This window comes from Vreelandella gomseomensis (genome assembly GCF_031451645.1).
GTDB lineage: Bacteria > Pseudomonadota > Gammaproteobacteria > Pseudomonadales > Halomonadaceae > Vreelandella > Vreelandella gomseomensis.
This window is the reverse complement of sequence record NZ_JARWAI010000004.1, coordinates 1-20,062: the sequence shown is the minus strand read 5'-3', so window position 1 is coordinate 20,062 and position 20,062 is coordinate 1. Positions and strand designations below refer to the sequence as shown.

Annotated in this window: 19 protein-coding genes; 7 read left to right on the top strand and 12 right to left on the bottom strand. The window is 60.3% G+C overall.

Going from position 1 to position 20,062, the window contains the following annotated elements; all coding sequences use genetic code 11:
• Window positions 1-3: 3 nt before the first annotated feature.
• The 4 genes from QC815_RS05930 to queC are packed head-to-tail and all read right to left on the bottom strand — an operon-like array spanning window position 4 to window position 2,429.
• Entirely contained in the window at window positions 4-258 is a 255-nt protein-coding gene (locus QC815_RS05930; RefSeq protein ID WP_230448452.1) for a YkgJ family cysteine cluster protein, read from the bottom strand.
• Complete coding sequence (locus QC815_RS05925; protein ID WP_230448453.1) at window positions 248-1,087, bottom strand: 6-pyruvoyl trahydropterin synthase family protein; 840 nt, start codon at window positions 1,085-1,087, stop codon at window positions 248-250. Before QC815_RS05925 ends, QC815_RS05930 begins: the two co-directional genes overlap by 11 nt.
• Window positions 1,087-1,731 carry a 7-carboxy-7-deazaguanine synthase gene (queE, locus tag QC815_RS05920; RefSeq protein ID WP_230448454.1) on the bottom strand — a complete coding sequence of 215 codons (645 nt, stop codon included), beginning with the start codon at window positions 1,729-1,731 and terminating at the stop codon, window positions 1,087-1,089. The genes QC815_RS05925 and queE overlap by 1 nt, the downstream gene beginning before the upstream one ends.
• The gene (queC, locus tag QC815_RS05915; protein WP_230448455.1) at window positions 1,719-2,429 is read right to left on the bottom strand and encodes a 7-cyano-7-deazaguanine synthase QueC; all 711 of its coding nucleotides are present in this window, start codon (window positions 2,427-2,429) and stop codon (window positions 1,719-1,721) included. Before queC ends, queE begins: the two co-directional genes overlap by 13 nt.
• A 173-nt stretch (window positions 2,430-2,602) precedes the next feature.
• Here queC and QC815_RS05910 point away from each other — a divergent pair, with 173 nt between their 5' ends.
• Window positions 2,603-3,019, top strand: coding sequence for an SRPBCC family protein (locus tag QC815_RS05910; RefSeq protein ID WP_230448456.1), 417 nt, complete (start codon window positions 2,603-2,605; stop codon window positions 3,017-3,019).
• A gap of 71 nt (window positions 3,020-3,090) precedes the next feature.
• On the opposite strand, the gene QC815_RS05905 is transcribed toward QC815_RS05910, so the two are convergent.
• From QC815_RS05905 to QC815_RS05870, 8 genes are all read right to left on the bottom strand, one after another.
• Entirely contained in the window at window positions 3,091-3,330 is a 240-nt protein-coding gene (locus tag QC815_RS05905; RefSeq protein WP_230448457.1) for a DUF2789 domain-containing protein, read from the bottom strand.
• 98 nt (window positions 3,331-3,428) lie between these two features.
• On the bottom strand, window positions 3,429-4,502 hold the full coding sequence (locus QC815_RS05900; protein WP_309767443.1) for an asparaginase: 1,074 nt from the start codon (window positions 4,500-4,502) through the stop codon (window positions 3,429-3,431).
• Entirely contained in the window at window positions 4,499-5,728 is a 1,230-nt protein-coding gene (locus QC815_RS05895) for an MFS transporter (RefSeq protein WP_230448458.1), read from the bottom strand. Before QC815_RS05895 ends, QC815_RS05900 begins: the two co-directional genes overlap by 4 nt.
• Window positions 5,729-5,737: 9 nt before the next feature.
• The gene (locus QC815_RS05890) at window positions 5,738-6,241 is read right to left on the bottom strand and encodes a hypothetical protein (protein ID WP_230448459.1); all 504 of its coding nucleotides are present in this window, start codon (window positions 6,239-6,241) and stop codon (window positions 5,738-5,740) included.
• A gap of 75 nt (window positions 6,242-6,316) precedes the next feature.
• Window positions 6,317-7,570, bottom strand: a complete 1,254-nt coding sequence (locus QC815_RS05885; RefSeq protein ID WP_230448460.1) for a DEAD/DEAH box helicase — start codon at window positions 7,568-7,570, stop codon at window positions 6,317-6,319.
• Between the two features lie 334 nt (window positions 7,571-7,904).
• Window positions 7,905-8,486, bottom strand: a complete 582-nt coding sequence (locus QC815_RS05880; RefSeq protein ID WP_230448461.1) for a PqiC family protein — start codon at window positions 8,484-8,486, stop codon at window positions 7,905-7,907.
• A 9-nt stretch (window positions 8,487-8,495) separates the two neighbouring features.
• The gene (gene pqiB / locus QC815_RS05875) at window positions 8,496-10,181 is read right to left on the bottom strand and encodes an intermembrane transport protein PqiB (RefSeq protein ID WP_230448462.1); all 1,686 of its coding nucleotides are present in this window, start codon (window positions 10,179-10,181) and stop codon (window positions 8,496-8,498) included.
• 3 nt (window positions 10,182-10,184) lie between these two features.
• A complete protein-coding gene (locus tag QC815_RS05870; RefSeq protein ID WP_309767436.1) occupies window positions 10,185-11,534 on the bottom strand; it encodes a paraquat-inducible protein A in 1,350 nt (449 codons plus the stop codon).
• Window positions 11,535-11,753: 219 nt separating this feature from the next.
• On the opposite strand from QC815_RS05870, the gene QC815_RS05865 reads away from it, so the two are divergent.
• The 6 genes from QC815_RS05865 (at window position 11,754) to QC815_RS05840 (ending at window position 19,796) form a co-directional block, all read left to right on the top strand.
• On the top strand, window positions 11,754-12,728 hold the full coding sequence (locus QC815_RS05865) for a calcium/sodium antiporter (RefSeq protein ID WP_230448464.1): 975 nt from the start codon (window positions 11,754-11,756) through the stop codon (window positions 12,726-12,728).
• 235 nt (window positions 12,729-12,963) lie between these two features.
• Complete coding sequence (locus QC815_RS05860; RefSeq protein ID WP_230448465.1) at window positions 12,964-14,373, top strand: cytochrome ubiquinol oxidase subunit I; 1,410 nt, start codon at window positions 12,964-12,966, stop codon at window positions 14,371-14,373.
• On the top strand, window positions 14,370-15,371 hold the full coding sequence (gene cydB / locus QC815_RS05855; protein WP_230448466.1) for a cytochrome d ubiquinol oxidase subunit II: 1,002 nt from the start codon (window positions 14,370-14,372) through the stop codon (window positions 15,369-15,371). The genes QC815_RS05860 and cydB overlap by 4 nt, the downstream gene beginning before the upstream one ends.
• A 4-nt stretch (window positions 15,372-15,375) precedes the next feature.
• A complete protein-coding gene (gene cydD, locus QC815_RS05850) occupies window positions 15,376-17,052 on the top strand; it encodes a thiol reductant ABC exporter subunit CydD (protein ID WP_230448467.1) in 1,677 nt (558 codons plus the stop codon).
• Window positions 17,049-18,761, top strand: a complete 1,713-nt coding sequence (gene cydC, locus QC815_RS05845; RefSeq protein WP_309767433.1) for a thiol reductant ABC exporter subunit CydC — start codon at window positions 17,049-17,051, stop codon at window positions 18,759-18,761. The genes cydD and cydC overlap by 4 nt, the downstream gene beginning before the upstream one ends.
• A 45-nt stretch (window positions 18,762-18,806) precedes the next feature.
• A complete protein-coding gene (locus QC815_RS05840) occupies window positions 18,807-19,796 on the top strand; it encodes an adenosine deaminase (RefSeq protein WP_230448469.1) in 990 nt (329 codons plus the stop codon).
• Window positions 19,797-20,062: the final 266 nt, after the last annotated feature.

Below are 20,062 nucleotides of genomic sequence, written 5' to 3'. Positions count from 1 at the left end.
ATGTCAGGTATGCGCTTCCAGCCAGGTTAGCGTCACCAGGGCTTCTTCGCGCTGCCGTCCGCAAACGGCAGCGTCGAACTGGAAGCGCTCGCAGACCGCAGGGCGGGCAGGATCCCCGAACAGGCGACACAGGTTCTGTTCGTCCAGCTGTGCGCAGCGCACGCCCGCAGGTTTGCCATTCGGCATGCCCGGGATCGCTGAGCTGATGGAGGGCGCAATGCAGCAGGCCCCGCAGCCGGCGCGGCATTTATCGCTCATGGCCCGCCTCGGCAATGGCGCCTTTATTGAATCCCTCGAAAGCGTGCACCCGGGTCACGCTGCGCGTCTGCACGGCGATGCTTTCGGCCAGCCAGCGGGCAATATTCTCCACCGTGGTGGGTGTTGCCAGCACGGCGCAGCGATCGCTCGGCAGCGTGATCGAGAACATGCCCTGGGCCGCCTGATAGCGGCAGGTGAGCCGCTTTGCATCCTGCTCGACGATATCGCCAGCCTCCACCAGATAGCGGTTGTCCAGCCATTCGGCCCAGTCATGCTCAAGCGTGAGCTGGCGCGTCTCGTGCTGCCAGATATGCAGCCGCGAGCGATGGCCGTGGGCAATCCGCTGGCAGTTGCCCGCATGGCGCTTCAGACCATGGCTATACCCGTAGACGGCCCCATCAATAGGCTCGTCGCTCAAGGTTAGCTGCACCCGCGAGACATTTTCCGGCCGCCTGGCAGTGAGGTCGTCACTCAGCGCGCGCGCTACCGCGTCGCGATCAATGATCGCCTCGGGCACCAGGGTGAAGGCTTCTCTCGGGCCCGTGACATGCATGGGGTAGGGCGAGGTGGTCTGCACGGACAGGCCTTCGGCGCATTCCGTCACGCTGACCCCCTCGGCCTTCATGGGCACCAGCAGCGTGTGATCCAGGCCGGCATCCAGGTGGTGCTTGATCCACGGCTTGACGTCGCCAAAATCAAACAGCATGCCGTCTTCGCCGAGCTCGCCTTCGAGCAGTGCATCCACCTGCCAGCTCACGCCCTTCAAGCCCGCTTCGGGGCACCATAGTGACGCATCGATATGCGTCAGTTGATTGACAAATAACGCCATCAGTCAAAACCTGCGATTTTGTGCGTTTGCAGCGACAAGCGCCACTGCGGGTGGGCTAAACAGTAGGCGGTAGTGCGTGACACCGTGTCGGTATCTTGATCTACCGGGGACAGGTCCATCGGCTGCAGGAAAAAGTGACCAAAGTCCAGATGGGCAAACGCCTCGGGGGGCGCTTCGACTTGAGGATAGACCAGCTTCAGCTCATCTCCCCGCTGAACCACCAGGGGATTGTTACCCTTGGGGCTGACGCACAGCCAGTCGATGCCTGCGGGTGGGCGGAGCGTGCCGTTGGTCTCGACCGCGACTTCAAACCCCAGGCTGTGCAGGTTGACGATCAACGCCGCGTCGAGCTGCAGCAGCGGCTCGCCTCCGGTGAACACCACGTAAGGGGTTGCGTTCCCGGCCTCGTTTGGCCACATCGCCAGAATATGCTGGGCCAGGGCCTCTGGGGTGGCGAAACGGCCGCCGCCGTGACCGTCGGTGCCGATGAAATCGGTATCGCAGAACGTGCACCGGGCCGTGGCGCGATCCTGTTCGCGCCCGCTCCACAGATTGCACCCGCTGAAACGGCAGAACACACTGGCCCGCCCGGCCTGCGCGCCTTCACCCTGAAGGGTATAGAAGGCCTCTTTTACCTGATACATGCGTCTGCCTCCGTGTCGTCGGCATAGGCAAGCGGGTCGCTGACGCCATTCGCGGCAAAGGCGGCCAGACGCTCTCGACAGCTTCCGCAGCGACCGCAGGCGAGCTCGCCGCCCTCATAGCAGGTCCAAGTGTCGCGATAGTCGAGCCCCAGTGCCAGGCCTTCTGCGAGGATCTCGGCCTTGCTGGCATGCAGGTAAGGGGCGTGGACGTCGATGGGCGAGAAATTGGCGATCCGGGCGACATGGCTCATGGCCTCGACGAAGGCGGGACGGCAGTCGGGATAGAGGACGTGGTCGCCGCCATGAGCGCCGTAATCCACGCGGCTGGCACCAATGTTGACGGCATTCGCAATGGCCAGCGATAGCAGGATCATATTGCGGTTGGGGACAACGGTGGCCGACAGGTTATCGCTGTCGTAGTCGCCGTGGGGCATGTCGTGGGCGGTGTTGGTCAACGCCGAGTTATCGATCAACGAATGGATCGAACGAATATCCACGACCTGGTGGGGAACGCCCAACTGCTGACAGACGTGGCGGGCGGTATCGAGCTCGCGGGCGTGGCGCTGACCATAATGAAAGGACAGCGCATGGACGCGATAGCCTTCATTGATGGCGCGATGAAGCAGGGTAAACGAGTCCATGCCGCCGGAATAGATCACCACGGCGGTCGCCCCGGGCGGGGGTTGGGAAATTGACATGATAGACACTCTTATGCCGGAGAATTTATTGATCGTAGCGTGATGCCAAGCGGCTACTGCGTTCCGGGGTCCGGTCCGGAAGGGACGCAAGTGTACGCAATCGACGCCTTTATGGCTACACACAATCGACGTCGAAAGTGCTAGGCTAGGGGCCTAATTGAAGGGATGAATCTATGGCCACTATTGAACACAGCGCCATCGTCAGGGCAACGCCCGAGCAGGTGTTCGAGCTGCTCAGGCGCGTCGAGGATTTCGCCGACTATTCGGATCTGATTCGTGCCATCGACCCGTTGGGTGACGACCGTTACCGGTGGCACGTGCGCGCACTGAGCATGGACTGGACGTTTGATGTCGTGATTACCGAGATCCAGCCGCCCAAGGTGCTCGCCTGGGAATCGGTAGACGGGGTGAAAAACCAGGGTCGCTATTATCTGCGCGAGGTGCCGGAAGGCACCGAAGTGGCGCTGACGCTTAGCTACGAAATCGGCAGCCGGTTCATGGAAAAGGCGGTCAACAAGGCGGCGACGCCGCTGGTGGGTAAGGTCAGCCGTCAGATTCTCGAGCGGGTGGAGGCACGGCTGCAGGTCTAGGCTTATGATGCCGCGCCGATACCAGGCTGACGCTTCAGGCCGGCGTCATGCCTGGCAGCAGCTTAACGCGATCAGGTTGGTTTATGCATGGAGGCATCGAGGTGGTCGACCACCTCGGCCCAGTCGGCGTCCTCCTCGACCGCTTCCTTCAGAAACTCCGCCTGTCCTTCATTCCAGCAGGGCGCATCGGCGAGCGGCATGGTGTCGGGAAGCGGCGCATGGCGCTGAATGAAGCGCTCGATCGAAGCAGTATCGGATGCCAGCCCCAATTGTTCGAACAGCTCGCTGAAGTAATGCACCGGCTTTTCCATAAAGCGTACCCCTTTCAGTTCATTGGATGTGCTTTCACCTTAGCGTTATACGCCGAGATTGCCAGGTGTGTATTTAACGCTCAGCGTCCATTGATCCCCTAGCGTTCACCTACCAGAGGGGTCACGAAGCGTTGCCGCCGGTCTTCGTCGCTGAGCGGCTGGGCCAGTAGATGTACGAGCTTGCAGAAGGCCGCTTCCGGCGTCATGCCATCTCCGGACAAGACGCCCGCGTCGTGAAGGTCTTTGCCCGCCGCATAAGCCCCCAGATGCACGCTGCCTTGAGGGCACTGACTGATCGCGGCGAGCAGCTTGCCTTCGCCGCTGGCCTTTGCAAGCACGGCCAGCAGCGCAGCGTCGTCGGGCAGATTGCCGGCCCCCCACAGCTGCAACACCGCCCCCTTGACCCGCTCGTCATCCAGCCAGGCCGCCAGCTGCCAGGCGCTGATGCCTGGCCAGAGCACCAGTCGGACAATGGCGCCATCGCCCATGGGCGTGTAGTCGGGTAGCTCGAACCGGGGGGCCCCGCGTTGCTTATCCGCCAGGCAGCGACTGGGGTAGTGGACGATATCGTCGCCCACCCGCTCGCCCAGCAGCGGGTAGTTGGGGCTGGCAAACGCGTCGGCCGCCTCGCTGTGCTGCTTGATGGCACGAACGCCGCGCAGCAGCTTGCCGTGAAAGTAAATGGCGACCTCTTTTACCTTGGGCTCGGTGGCGCAGCGCAGCGCGCCGTAGAGGTTGCCCAGCGCATCGCTGCCCGGGGCCTCGAGGGGCTGCATGGCGCCGGTAAGAATCACCGGGCGATCGACTCCCTGAAGCTGGTAGGCAAGGCTGGCGGCCGTCCAGCTCAGCGTGTCGGTGCCATGAATGACCACAACGCCGTGATAGTCGGCCAGGCGCGTGGCGATATCATTGGCCAGCTGCGCCCAGTGGCCAGGCGTGGCAGTGCTTGAATCAATCAGCGGCGCATAGCTGAGCACGTCGTAAGCGGGCATAACCTGTTGCAGCGCGAGTGGCAACTGGCCAAACGCCCGCGCCAGCCGCGCGTCGATATCGCCGGCGGGGCTTAGCCCGTGATCGCCTGGTCGCATACCCAGCGTGCCGCCGGTATAGATGATCAACAGGCGAGGACCGACCGTTGAGGTGATAGGCTTGGAGGAAGAAGGGGCGCTCACGGCGTCTCCTTATGTAGGCTGTCAACGTCTTCATTGTGAACCAATAGCTGTCCGGCGCTATCGTCGAGGCGGCGATTGCGCCCGGCCAGCAGGGCAAAGCCGGCACATATGCCCAGTAGCGTAATCAATAGCCAGGCGATCTGGCCACCGCTGGCTTCATGCTGCAGCAGCAGGCCTACCCCGAACGGGCCCAGGGCCGCAATGGTGTAGCCACCGCCTTGAACTAGCCCCGATAGCTGCCCCGACAGGCGCGCATTGGCCGTGCGCAGGACCAGCAAGCTAAGCGCCAGGCTGAAACTCCCGCCCTGACCCAGCCCGAGTAATATCGCGCCCGGCCATTGCCAGTTCAAGGGCGCTATCAGCAGCATCCATAAGCCACAGCCAGTACACAGCAGTACGCACAGCAGTGCCGGGCGCTGATCGCGTCCCAGGCGGGCAAACCATGGCGCGGTTAGCGCAGAAGCCAACTGACAGAGTATTGAAATGGCCATGGTAAGGCCGGCGGCGGTTTCGCTGTAGCCGCGGTAGACCAGCAGCGTCGGCAGCCATCCAAACACGATATACGCCATCGATGATTGAATGCCCATGAACAGCATGACGTACCAGGTCAGCGGTTGGCGGAGCAGCCTGAGCGCGCCGGTGTGCGGGGTCGATGCCGGGGCGGAAGCGGTTTGGGTGATGGGCATGTAAATCACCCATAACACCAGCGCTGCCAAGGCCAGCAAAGACCAGCTCATCAAGCTGGCTTGCCAGCTACCCAGATAGTGGGTCAGCGGCACGCTCAGCCCGGCACCGAGCGCGCCCCCCAGACACAGGGCCATGGTGTAAAGGCCGGTCAGGAGATCGGCGCTTTGGGGGAGTTGGCGTTTGACCAGTGCCGGCAGCAGCGTGCCGGCAAGACCAATGGCGGCGCCAGCCAGGGCCGAGCCAAGGAACAAAACCCCAGGCCAAGGCAGACCACGCAGCACCAGTCCCGCGAGGAGGAGGCAAAGCGCCGCGCTTAACGCACGTTCGCTGCCAATCCGCTGTGCCAGTAACGGCGCCAGCGGCGCCGCGAGGCCCAGAAACAACACCGGCAAGGTGGTGAGCACGCCGGCGGCCGTCGCGGATAGGCCAGCAACGTCCTGGAGGCGGTTGAGTAAGGGGGCGACAGACGACATCGCGGGGCGAAGGTTGAGCCCCACGATCACCATCAGTGCAATAAAAACGCTATGCCGTGCCCGCATGAGTCCGTCTTATTTCAGGTGGGGGCGCAGGTCTCCCCGCACGGCATCGAGCAGCGTAATGAAGTGATAGTCGTCGGGGGCATCGAGGCAATCGACGCGCACGCTGGTGCGCATGCCTTTATCCACCTGAACCTGATCGAAAATTTCCAGGGTCAGCTTGCGCGCCGGCTTATCACCGGGGGCAAGCGTACCCTCTTCCAGCGTGAAGGTTTCGATGAGCGTCACCCTGACCCGGGTGCTGTTGCCTTCGCTGAGCACCCGACGCACGAACAGCCAGCCTTCGCAGGGCAGGGCGTGCTGGTCGTCCCGCGTGCGCAGGAAAAGCGTGCGGTAACAGGCGCCTTCCGCTGACGCCTTTTCCGCCATGCTGCGATATGCCTGCACGACCTGCGTCGATGAGGCATTGGCATCTTCCAGGCGTTGTACAACGCCAAGGTGCTCTCTGGTTAACTGGTCTTGGCGCTGGAACGTCTGCCACTGACGGTACTGCGCAATAAGTTGGGAAGACGCCATGATCACTCCATGAAAACAGGTGCTTGATGAGTAGCCCGATAAAAGGGCTACCTTCGCATATTCTTTAACACCGAGCTAGCGGCGGGCACGACGCTTGGGAGCTGCATCACGGTCCGCGTGCTGGCTGGGCTTGCGTTGGCTGCGCGCGTTACGTGGCTGGCGCCGGCCATTTTCGATCGGCTGGGGCGTGGCGTTGGGATCGGGTTCAAAGCCGGGCTCGATGTGCTTGGGTAAGGTCTGCTTGATGAGACGTTCAATGCCGCTCAGCAGGGAGTGCTCATCGACACACACCAGCGACACCGCTTCGCCATTGCTGCCGGCGCGGCCCGTGCGGCCGATGCGGTGGACGTAATCTTCCGCGACGTTGGGCAGCTCGAAGTTCACCACGTGGGGCAGTTCGTTGATATCCAAGCCGCGCGCGGCGATATCGGTGGCCACCAGTACCTGCAGGTCGCCGCTCTTGAACGCGCCCAGCGCGCGTGTCCGGGCGCCCTGGCTTTTATTGCCATGAATCGCCATGGCGGGAATATCCTGCTTGGAAAGCTGTTCTGCCAGACGGTTGGCGCCATGTTTGGTGCGCGTGAAGACCAGCACCTGATACCACTGATGTTCCTTGATCAGGTGGGCCAGCAGCTCGCGCTTTTGCTCGCGGTCGACCCGGTAGACCGACTGGGCAATCTTGTCGGCCGTGGTATTGCGCGGCGCGACGTCGATGAAGGCCGGGTCGTTGAGGAACTGCTGCGCCAGCGTCTGGATCTCATTTGAAAACGTGGCAGAAAACAGCAGGTTCTGACGCTTGCTGGGCACCAGTTTCAGCAGGCGTTTGATGTCGTGGATGAACCCCATGTCGAGCATGCGGTCGGCTTCATCGAGGACCAGGATTTCGACACTTGAGAGATCCACGTGACCCTGTTGTTGCAGGTCCAGCAGCCGGCCCGGGGTCGCTATCAAGATGTCGAGGCCGCGCTTCAGGGCATCAACCTGGGGCTGCTGGCCAACGCCGCCGAAAATGATGTGCGAGCGCAAGGGAAGGTGTTGGCCGTAGGTGGTAACGCTTTCCCCTACCTGGGCGGCCAGCTCACGGGTTGGGGTCAGCACCAGGGCACGTACCTGCCGCTTCGCTGCGGGTTTGCCTGCGGACAAGCGCTGCAGCATGGGAAGGGTAAAGCCTGCGGTTTTACCGGTGCCCGTCTGCGCGCTGGCCAGCAGGTCGCGACCTTGAAGTACCACGGGAATTGCTTGGCGCTGAATAGGGGTCGGCTCGGTATAGCCTTGATCGGTCACCGCGCGAAGTAGATCGGCGTCGAGGCCGAGATCAGAAAAGTTCATGCGTTCTCCCAGCGGCCATATACGCATGCCGAGGGCATCGTTATACAGCGCACTGTTAAATGATTGAGGGTGAAGGGCGCTACGCAAGCGCTAATAACCGTAATGAATTGAAGATAACAGTGGCCAGCCACGACAGAATCGATAATGGGCCTCTCATCGGCATGCCGGAAAGGGCGCAAGAGGCTGGTGACGAGTTTCACTCATAACGAACGATTGATTAAGCAACCACTATACCATGCAATTGACGTTCAGTCTGGTGCCGTATCGCGATGGGCCTGATGCCGTGTCGCGGTTCTGCTGGCAGGCAGGGGGCTTGGTTGATGGTCTGTTCATGCTATTGAACATCCTTCAGCGCCCGCGCAATCTGTTCGCCTACGCGATCCCAGCTTTTACCCAGGGCGCGAACCAATGCTGGGTAGCCGTCTTCGGCAAGGGGGGTGTCGGTCTGGAAGGTGTTCATCGACAGCACGTTGTTCTGATGATCAAGCAGCTGCCACTGGCCGCTGGCAATGGCGAGGCCGTCATGGCGACCCTGGAACTGGTCTACTTCCAAGCGTAGCGTGATTGCCTGGTCGTCGCCAGCGGCGTTCCGAACCACGCGCCATGCAGGCAGTGCCGCCGACAAGCGGGCGCGCAGGCCGCGTTCCAGCTGTCGGCCAAGCGCTTCTGCCCACTGATGGCCATTGGCTTCATGCAGGGTGATGTCATCGGTTTGCATGACGATGCCCTCGACATCCAGGTAGTGCGGTAAGCGAGGCGTGGTCACTTCGACCACGCCTTCGGGCTCACTCGGCGCACTGGATAGCGCCCCGCCCGGCAGCACATAGCGGCTGGCCGATGGGGAGCTGCTGGCGCAGGCGCCAAGCATCAGCGGCAGCAGGAGTATCAGCATTGTTTTTTGGGCGATGTGACGCATTATCGGTCCTTACTCGCGCGGCGCGCGGGGAGTGGGGTCGTCGGTGTCGACATTGTCGAACAGCAGCGCACGGGGGTTGTCGCTGAGCGTACGGGTCAATGGCTGTACATCGCGCATGAGTCGGTCAAGGCGTTCGACCGCTGACGTCAGGTCCTGGTAGGCAGCTGACTCGGGGGACAGTCCTTCCAGGGTTTTCTGAAGCTCCTCAAGGGTGCGGTTGACGTTGCCGCCCAGCGACTGGGTCTCGGGGTCGTTGAGTAGCTGATTGAGCGAGACGCTGATGCCACGAACTTCTTCAAGCACGGACTCGGAGGCCTGCAGATTGCGATCCAGGCCGGTTAGTAGCGGTTCGATTTCCAGGGAGTTGAGCTTGTCGAGCAGATCCGTTACCTGAGCCTGAATTTGCGCAAAGCCGCCAGACGTGGTGGGAAAGACGGTGCGCTCGGAGAAGGATTCCGGGACGTATTGTGCTTCCAGTTCGCGGCGGAAGTTCAAGTCCACGAACATGGCGCCGGTCAACAGGTTGCCATTTTTAAGCGAGGCGCGCAGTCCCAAGGTAAACATCCGCTTGAAGCGGGCATCCCACTCGTTCAGATCCACGTCGGTATTCTCGATGCCCAGGCGCTGGGGTTCGATGCGGATCAACACCGGAATGGCGAACTGTTCGCGTGAATCGGGCTGGGGCGCGGTGAAATTCCACGGCACCGATGCGACCGTGCCCAGCCGCACGCCGCGAAACTCCACGGGCGCGCCCTTGGAAAGCCCGCGGACGGTATCATCGACGAGCAATACGTATTCCAGGTAACGGTTGAAGGTTCCCTGGCGGGCGCTTTCTTCGTCTGCGTAGAGCTCGAAGCGCGTATCGTTGTCAACGGGTTGTCCCATGGGCAGGTCTTCCGGTACGCCAAAGGTGACTCCGCCGCCCACCAGTGCCTCGATCGAGTCCACGTTGACACGTACGCCGTCGGCATCCAGGTGAAAGTCAATGCCGCTGGCGCTCCAGAAACGCGTGCTTTCGGTGACTAACTGCGCATAGGGTTTCTCGATAAAGACCTGGTGGTGCATGGTGCGCGATTCGGCATCAAAGCGCGTTTCCTCGATACGCCCGACGGTGAAGCCCTGGTAGGATACCGGATCCCCTACACGCAATGAGTTGCCCAGTTGGCTGATCAGGCTGATCTGCAGTCCCGCCACGCCTGTCGGGGCAACCGGCGGCGTATCCCTCACCTCGAACTCGCGGCTCGGCTCCGAGGACGCGCCGGGCTCGAGTTGAATATAAGCCCCTGACAGCACGGTGCCGAGGCCGCTGATGCCTTCGCGACCGATCCTGGGCTTTACCACCCAGAAGCGACTGTCTTCACGCAGCATGGCTTCCGCTTCGGGTTGAATCCGGGCGCGCAGAACGGCCTGGGAAAGATCCTCGGATAGCTGAACGCTCTGGACGCGACCGATTTCCACGTTGCGGCTGCGGATAAGGGTATTGCCCGCCTCGATGCCTTCGGCGTTCTCCATGGTCAGGGTAATGACCGTACCCCGGCTGGAATAGTTGTCGTATACCAGCCACAGGCCAATGACCAGCGCCACAATCGGCACAATCCAGATGGGCGATAGCCGCGACTGGGGGGCGGACTTGGCGCGATGCAAGCTGGGGTCGCTCTGGGGTTCGTTGGGCTGCACGTTGTGTTCATTAGCCATTAATTACGTCCTTATCGGCGGCGCTTCGTCGTCCTGAGTCTTTGGGGCGTCCCACAGCAAGCGGGGATCGAATGTCATGGCGGCCAGCATGGTCAGTACCACTACCGATCCGAACGCCAGGGCGGCGGGCCCGGGGTTGATCGTCATCAGCGAATCGGCGCGGATGAGGGCAACGAGAATGGCTACCACGAAAACATCGACCATCGACCATCGGCCAATAAATTCGGTGATCCGGTAAAGCCTTGTGCGCGTTTGGGCATTGAGAGCATGACTGCGGTTGACCACGCTGCATAGCCAGGCCATTGCGAATAGCTTGCCGACGGGGACAATGATGCTGGCTACAAAGATAATCGCGGCAATGGGCCAGGACCCGCCCTGAATGAGTTCGACGATACCGCCCACGATCGTCGATGGCGAGCTATTGCCCAAGCTTGTGGTGGTCATGATGGGGTAAATATTGGCAGGGATGTACATCACCGTCGCAGCGGTGAGGAGCGCCCAGGTACGCTGGACGCTATGGGGCAGCCGAGGGTGCAGCCGCTCATGGCAGCGCACGCAATGCTGTTTCCCGCTCGGGGACAGCCGGTTGATCAGTCCGCAGGTGGGGCAACTGGTGAGTTGTTGGGCCGCGGCCGACATGCCGGTCTGGGTGCCCTCCGGAGCAAGCGGCTCGCCTTCGAGGGCAAACCACATCCAGTCGGCATCGATGGACTGGATGGTCATCAATAACAGGATGGCAAAAGCGCAATAGGCCCAGAATGAAAGTCCCAGCTCGATATCGGCCAGCCCGGCGACCTTGATCAGGCTGACCAGGGCGCCAATGATGAACACGTCGGCCATCATCCAGGGCGTCAGGTGGCTAAGTGATCGCGCCGTCGAGCGGCTGAAGGGCAGGGGATCGTTGCGTAACAGACCGAACTGCAACCATAAAGTGCCGAGCAGGTAGACGGCAGGCAGTACGACGATGGTCATGATGACGCCAATGGCGACCACGGGCTGATGAAAGGCAATCAGCGTACTGGCCGTCTCGGAAAGCTCGATACGATTGCTCACGCCGCTGTAGCTGAAGCTCACAAACGGATAGGACACGGCCAGCAGTAGGGCGACCAGGGAGGCGATAGCCAGCGCCATGCTTCGCTGAGCAGGGTAGCGGTTACGCTTTACAAGCACATGCGAACAGCGCGGGCAGCTTGCTTTCTCGCCGGACTTGAGCGGCGGTAGTGCCGATACCCAGTCGCACTCATGGCAGGCACGCAGACGCCGCCGCTGGGTGCGGGTCTCGGGGGGCTGCTGGTCAACCAGGGGAGCGTTGACAGTCAGCGTGGGGCGTTTAGGAAGCCAGTGCTGTGACAAGTGGTGTTCTCGCTGACGTGGGTAAGTAAAGCACTACCTGTCGGTGATAAGTCTGTCAAACGGCGGGTAAAATCGGTGCGTCCACGATGACATTGAGGTTGACCCGTCACGATGAATGGACAATGATCGCCGCGGCCTGTATCGGGCCGTTCCAACCGATGGCATGCAATCGCTGCGCTTGCATGACCATCTTTGCACTATGCCAATATAGGGAACCTTATGTTACTTCCTCTCATCGCTGTTGTCGTTGGTTTGGTTTTGCTGATCTGGAGCGCCGAGAAGTTTATTGACGGCGCGGCGGCAACCTCCCGCTGGCTGGGGCTGTCGCCACTGCTGATCGGCATGCTGGTCATCGGCTTCGGTACTTCGGCGCCGGAAATGATGGTGTCGGTGCTTGCTGCCATGCAGGGCAATCCGGGCTTGGCGGTGGGTAACGCCTACGGGTCGAACATCGCCAATATTGGCCTGGTGCTGGGCTTCGTTGCCTTGCTGGCGCCCCTGGCGGTTCACTCAGGGGTCATTCGCAAGGAGATTCCCCTGCTGCTGGTGGTGATGCTGGTGACTGGGTTGATGCTTTACGACGGCTGGGTTGCCCGCTGGGAAGCCGTGTGTCTACTGCTTGCGCTGGTGATATTCATCGTTGTCAGCATAGTGCGCTCGCGAGGCCAGCAGGACGATGCGCTTATCTCTGAAGTGGCCGAAACCCTGGATAGCAAGCCCATGTCCCGTGGCACCGCTATCATGTGGACGCTGGTTGGCCTGGTATTGCTGATCGCCAGCTCGCGGCTGCTGGTCTGGGGCGCCGTGGAGATCGCCGTGCGCTTTGGCGTCAGCGATCTGATCATTGGCCTGACCGTCGTGGCCATCGGCACCTCCCTGCCCGAGTTGGCCTCGTCGATTACCGCGCTGCGCCGCAATGAGCATGACATGGTGCTGGGCAATGTGGTGGGGTCGAACCTGTTCAACAGCCTCGCCGTGGTCGGTTTGGCGGGCGTTATCGCCCCGATTGAAACCGGTCAGGAAGTGCTTCAGCGTGACTGGAGCGTCATGCTTGTCATGACCGTGCTGATGATGCTGTTTGCGTTTTCCTGGCGAGGTCGCCCGCGGCGCATCAATCGCTTTGAAGGCGCTGGCCTGCTGACGATGTTCATTGCCTACACGGGGTACATGGTAAGCGTGGTGGTGTTGGCGTAAGTTACTCAGTTGTTTAGGAAACACCCGTCATTCGTCAAAAATTGATCTGCGTCAACGGGACACAGGTAAATACGCAAACGTATGCCGCATACGAGGCGTCTAAGCTGTAAACTGAAGGGGTTGGTAACCAATAAGCTTAGTATCCACAAGAATAAAGCGTGACCGATAGCGGCTCAACTAAGCTTGTTACACGCCCTCGCAAGAGGGGAGTTCAATCAGGCCTCAGGAGCGTATTATGGAGCTCGATCCGCTGTTACTTTCGCGAATACAGTTCGCGTTTGTTGTTTGCTTTCACGCTATCTTCCCCGTGTTCACGATCGGTCTGGCGTCTTATATCGCCGTGCTGCACGGCCTGTTCTACAAAACGGACAATCAGGCCTGGGATCGTCTGGCACAGTTCTGGACCAAGGTGTTTGCCGTCGTGTTCGGCATGGGCGTGGTAACCGGCATCGTGATGTCGTTCCAGTTTGGCACCAACTGGAGCAACTTCTCGTTTGCCACGTCCAACTTCCTCGGGCCCGTGCTGAGCTACGAAGTGGTCACGGCTTTCTTTCTGGAAGCGGCCTTCCTCGGTGTCTTGCTTTTTGGCCGTGGCAAGGTCCCTGAAGGGGTTCACCTGTTTGCCGCGATCATGGTGGCAGTGGGCACCTTCATCTCGTCGTTCTGGATACTGTCTGCCAATAGCTGGATGCAGACGCCTGCCGGCTATGAAATGATCGACGGTCGTTTCCATATCACTTCCTGGATGGCGGCCATCTTCAACCCATCCTTCTGGTATCGCTTTGCCCATATGGGGATGGCGTCCTTCCTGACCGGCGGTTTCGTGGTAGCGGGTGTCAGTGCCTGGTTCCTGCTGCGTCATCGCGACGTAGAGGCGAATAAAAAAGCGCTCTCGATGTGCCTGTGGCTGCTTTTGTTCCTGGCGCCTGCGCAGGCCGTCATCGGTGACTTCCACGGGCTGAATACCCTCGAGCATCAGCCGACGAAAGTGGCGGCTATGGAAGGCAACTGGGAAACCAGTTCCAACGTACCGCTTCTGCTGTTCGCGCTCCCCGACCAAGAAGCCCAGAGCAATCGCTTTGAAATCGGCATTCCCAGCCTGGCAAGTATCGTGCTCACGCACAGCGCCGACGGTGAAGTTCCCGGCGTCACCGAGATGGCCCCGGATGAACAGCCCCCGGTGGCGCTGGTGTTCTGGTCATTCCGCGTGATGGTGGCGATCGGCATGCTGATGATCGGCGTTGCGATCGCAGGGCTGTTGTTGCGCCGGAAGGGGCGCGTCTTCCAGTCGCCGCTCTATCTCAAGACGCTGGTGGGCATGATCGTGTCGCCTTTCCTCGCCGTGCTTGCCGGCTGGGTAGTGACCGAATCCGGGCGTGCGCCCTGGCTGGTGTACGGCGTCATGACCCATGCCCAGGGGCTGACGCCTTCGCTCACCGGGGGGATGGCGCTCTTTACCCTGATTGGATACGTCGCGGTATATACCGTCGTGTTCTGGGTAGGTGTCTACTACCTTACTCGCGTGGTGCGTAACGGCATGATTCCAGATACTGCGGAAGTAAGCGGTGAAGTTGAGCGGGCAAAACGGCCTTTCTCAGCGGCCCATACGCCGTTCGACGGAGATTTTGAAGGAGCGAGCAAATGATCAGCCTTGACCTTGCAATCATCTGGGCCGGCATTATCGGGTTCGGCGTTATCATGTACGTGATCATGGACGGCTTCGATTTGGGGCTGGGGATCCTGTTTCCCTTTGCGCCCGACGACGAGTCCCGTGATGTGATGATGAACTCGGTCGCGCCGGTGTGGGACGGTAATGAAACCTGGCTGGTCCTTGGCGGTGCCGGACTGCTGGGCGCCTTCCCTCTGGTTTACTCGGTATTCCTGCCGGCGCTTTATATCGGGGTATTTTTGATGCTGGCGGGATTGATTTTCCGCGGTATCTCGTTTGAATTCCGTTTCAAGTCCAAGAGAAACCGCCATTGGTGGAACCGGGCATTTTGCGGTGGGTCGGCGGTTGCGGCCTTCGCTCAGGGGGCCGTGGTCGGTGCCTACATCCAGGGCTTTGCCGTTGAAGACTTTGTCTATGTGGGCGGCGCCCTCGACTGGCTCACGCCGTTCACCGTGCTGACCGGTTTGGGCTTGATGGCAGGCTATGCCCTCTTGGGGGCCACCTGGTTGATCCTCAAGTCGGAAGGCTATATCCAGCAGTGGGCCTATCGGATCACACCCAAGCTGTTGGTGGCGGTACTGGTCGTATTTGGCATCGTCAGCCTGTGGACGCCGCTGGTAAGCCCGGAAGTGCGCGATCGGTGGCTCAGTCAGATCCATCTGATCTGGGTGTTCCCGATCCTTGGCATGGTGTGTGCTTATGTCCTCTATCGGGCCGTCAAGCGCCAAGAAGAAGGTCTGCCGTTTGTCGCCTCGTTAGGGTTGTTCATCTTTACCTACCTGGGGCTGATCGCGAGCAAGTGGCCGGTCATCGTGCCGCCCAACTACACGATCTGGGATGCCTCCTCGGCACCCGAGTCGCAGCTCTTCCTGCTCATCGGCGTGCTGTTTGTGATACCCATCGTGCTGGCCTACACGGCATGGACGTACTGGGTATTCCGCGGCAAGGTACGTGTTGGAGAGGGCTATCATTGAGCCCATGACCTCGACATCTGAGCAAAACGGGTTAACGCCGCGCCGCTGGTTGCAGTCGCTTGCATCGTTGGAACGCAAGCGACTGAGGGGCGCGGCGTTCCTCGGTAGTCTGGCGGGGTTTCAGACCGTTTTCATTGTCACGGGCCTTGCGTGGTTGATCGATCAGTTGGTGGTGCATGACCGCGCTCCTCGTGATTTATCGGTAGTCTTCATTCTGTTGGCCGTCGCCGTTGTAGCAAGAGCGCTTTGCCAATGGGGCTCCGAGCGCTTGAGCCTGGATGCCAGTCTGCGCATCCGGCGTCACGCACGTTCACAGCTGCTGGACAAGGTCGCGGCGTTAGGGCCTGTCTGGTTGACCTCTCAGCAAAGTGGCGCCATCGCCGCCCAGGCCGTCGAGCATGTTGACGCCCTGGATGGCTATTTTGCGCGCTTCCATCCGCAAATGCGGATTACCGTATGGGTGCCGTTGGTCATCCTGGCGGTGGTGGTCTCGCTGGATTACCTGGCGGCCATTTTTCTACTGCTGGCGGCGCCGCTGATACCCCTGTTCATGGCCCTGGTCGGTATGGGGGCTGAGCGCATGAACCGTGATCAGTTCGCAGCGGTAGCCAGGCTGTCGGCGCATTTCATCGACCGCGTACGCGGCATCACCACGCTCCAGCTTTTCGGTCATACGGTCGCAGCCCAGGAAGCTGTGTGGCAGGCGGCCGATCACTATCGTCGCTTGAGTATGCGCACGCTGAAGCTGGCTTTTCTGTCATCGGCAGTCCTTGAGTTTTTCTCGTCGGTGGCTATCGCCGTGGTGGCCATGTATGTGGGCTTTGGCCTGCTGGGCTACATCGAGTACGGCCCCGCGCCTTCGCTGACGCTTTTTTCCGGGCTGGCCGTGCTGCTGCTGGCGCCGGAGTTTTTCCAGCCGTTGCGCACGCTTTCCATGCACTACCACGACCGTGCAGCGGCATTAGGTGCGGCGGAGAGTATCGTCAATACGCTCAATCAGCCGCCGGTAATGAGGGCCGCTTCTCCGCCTGCCACTCGAGACCCACAGGCGCTGGTAGAGCTTGAAGGCGTTGAGGTCAGCTATGCCGCTCGTGGTGTCGTGCTGGGCCCGTTGGGTGTGACCTTGCGGCATGGCGATGTGGTGGCGGTTAGCGGTGAGTCGGGTAGCGGAAAGTCAACGCTGTTGGCGCTGCTGGCAGGCTTTGTTGGCGCGAGCCAGGGCGAGTGTCGTCATGCAGCGACGACCCAGGTCGCCTGGCTGGATCAGCAGCCATGCCTTCTGCAGGGCAGTCTGGCCGACAACCTGCGCTTGGCTGACCCTGAAGCGACGCATGAAGCCATGCAGTCGGCGTTAATCCGCGCGGGATTGAATGAGGTGCTTAACGCGCTACCGCAAGGGCTTGATACCGTGCTTGGTGAACGCGGGGTGGGCCTGTCCGGTGGACAGGCGCAGCGGCTTGCCCTGGCCCGCGTTTACCTGAGCCGTGCGCCCCTGGTGCTGCTTGATGAACCTACCGCCAGGCTCGATAGTGCCACGGAAAAAGCCGTCGTCGAGGCCTTGTTAGAATGGGCACGAGAAGGGCGCACGCTTGTTGTCGCTACTCACCACCCTGCGGTTATCGCGGCGGCGAGTCGCCATCTTCGCGTGGTTAACGGCCAGCTCCAGGAGGTCCTCGCTTGAGTGTTATCTATCGCCAGTTTTTACCCTGGCTGCGTTTGCTGACCCGGCGTCGACGCGCATTGATGCTGGGGGCTTTGCTCGCGGGTGCAACCTTCCTGTCCGGTGTGGCACTGCTGGGGTTGTCCGGGTGGTTCATTACCGCCAGTGCGTTAACCGGCCTTGCCCTGGCGGTGGGGCTTTCGGTATCGCTGGATGTCTACGTGCCCGGTGGTGGCATACGCTTCTTTGCCCTGTCGCGCACCGTCTCGCGCTATGTGGAGCGGGTCTATAACCATAATAGCGTGCTGGCGCTGCTGGCTGAATTGCGCTTCCACGTCTTTGGCCAGCTGACCCGACTCGATGATTTGACCCTGGGGCGACAGCGGGCAAGTGATTGGCTGACGCGGCTCACGACGGACATTGATACCCTGGATAATTTCTATCTGCGGGTGCTTATTCCGCCGCTGGTTGCCTTGCTGGGCAGCGTGATCGTGGTCGGCTTCATCGCCTTTTGGCTTCCCGGTGTTGCCCTTTTCATGGCGACCGTGCTGGGTCTTCTCTGGGTAATTACTACCCTTGGGTTGGCCGCCTGGGGATGGGGCCAAAGCTATCGCCACGTCGAGAACCAGGAGATGCTGCGTCACCTGGTGGTTGACCAGGTTCAGGGTAGCGCCGAATTGACCAGCTATCGTAGCCACCGTTGGCATCGGCGCATCGTGGATGCCCATGAGCATCGAGCGTTGCACAATCAGCGTCTGGTGGGTTCCAGGCTGGCGCTGGGTAATGCCCTGGTGGCGGCGGTGAACAGTCTGATCGCGTTAGCCGTGCTTTGGGTGGCTGGCGAAGTGTTCGTGCAAGGCCAGGTATCAGGCCCCATTGTGGTAATGGCCGTACTGATGGCGTTGGGCGTGAATGAAGCGTTCAGCGTGTTACCGAATGCGTTTGTGCGCCTGGGAGCCAGTTATGCCGCTGCCGAGCGATTGAATAAGCTCGCCCAGGCGGATACTGCCCCCATGGCAGCGACTGCCGGCAGCACGGCCTCTGATCGTGGCGTGTCGTTCGAGCATGTATCGCTTTGCTACCCCGACGCCCTTGACCTGGCGCTGGACGATGTCAGTTTCCACCTTCCTGCCGGTCAACGAGCCGTCATTACGGGGATGTCTGGGGCAGGCAAGTCTACGCTGGCGTCGCTACTCATGGGGCGTCTAGTTGCGACGCGTGGGACTGTTCATGTGCTGGGCAAGGCGCCGGCTGAATTGCCGACGGCGTATCGTGCTGAGCATCTGGCAATGCTGACGCAGCAGGTGGATTTATTTGATGATTCACTGGCCGAAAATTTACGCATTGCGGATCCGTCCGCCACGGATGAGCGTCTGTGGCAGGTGCTTGGCGACGTGGCGTTGGCAGACTGGGTACAGCAACTGCCTAAAGCGCTTGACACTCCAGTGGGTGAAAAGGGGCAACAACTCTCAGGAGGGCAGGCGAGGCGGGTTGCCTTGGCGCGGCTGATGCTGCGCGATCCTGATGTGGTGATCCTCGACGAGCCCTTTGCCAGCGTTGACGCGGCGACAGCTCGCCATGTCGCGACGTCACTTGACCGTTGGCTGGCCACCAGAACGGTCATCTATTTTGTCCATCAGCTCGACCAGCCTGACTTATTGCCACGTATCGATTACCACTGGCACCTTGATGCAGGTAAGCTTAATGCGACGTCCACTGACGGAAGCTAATCAGCGGTTTGCTCATTTCGTCGCATGTTTATCAAGGAGCCCAGTATGCACGACTTTTTGCGTCAACTTCCCAAAGTAGAGCTCCATCTACATATTGAAGGATCGCTTGAGCCCGAGTTGATGTTTGCCCTGGCCCAGCGCAACGGTATCGAGTTGCCCTATGCCAGCGTTCAGGAAGCAAAAGATGCCTACGACTTCAATAATCTGCAGGAGTTTCTGAACCTTTATTACCAGGGCATGAATGTGCTTCGCACGGAAGCGGATTTTTATGACCTGGCCATGGATTATTTCCATCGCGCCCGCCGGGAAGGCGTTGTGCATATTGACATGCATTTTGATCCTCAGGCGCACCTGCAGCGGGGCGTGCCGTTGGAAGTGGTCATGGGCGGCCTGTTGAAAGCCAAGCAGGACGCTGAGCAGTCCATGGATTTCTCGGTTGGAATGATCATGGCCTTTTTGCGTGACCGTCCCGCCGATGAGGCGCTGCATGTGCTTGAGCAGGCCGCTCCCTACTGGAAGCTGATTGATGCGATCGGCCTGGACAGTGCCGAGCGTGACCATCCGCCGGAAAAATTCACCGCGCTCTTTGAGCGAGCCAAGGGCATCGGACTGGCGCGTGTCGCTCATGCCGGTGAAGAAGGCCCGTCGGCCTACATTACCCAGGCGCTTGACCTCCTGGACGTAGAGCGTATTGATCACGGCGTACGTTGCCTGGAAAGCAGTGACGTGGTCGAGCGTCTTCGTCGTGACAATGTCGTGTTGACGGTGTGTCCGCTATCCAATGTGTGTCTGAAGGTAGTGGATGGCTTGCGCGACCATCCTTTGCCCGCGCTGTTGAACGAAGGGCTTAACGTGACCATCAGCTCCGATGACCCGGCGTATTTCGGTGGTGGCATGCTAGCCAACCATGTTGCATGTTCTGACGCTTTTGGTTGGTCCGAAGAGGTGTTTACCCAGCTAACTCGCAATGCCATCAACGCGGCTTTTGTGTCCGAAGGTCGTCGAGCGGACCTACTCGCACGGCTAGTGGCCTGATAAGCTCTCTTGATTACTGAAGGTTGTCGACGGTAAGCGTCAGGCTGTTTCAATGCATCTGTCGCTTGCTCGCCTTAACCAGGTGACCCCCGGCACGCAAAATCTGATAATTCAGGTTGACGCTTCGAGAAAAATCCGTATCATACGCACCACGTTGAACGGCAACGCCATTCAGCAGCTCTTTAATAATTTGATCAGGTAATTCATGTGGGCGCTTGCCGATGAGGGTGATAAATCACCGAATATCAAGGCAAGCGGTCATGTAA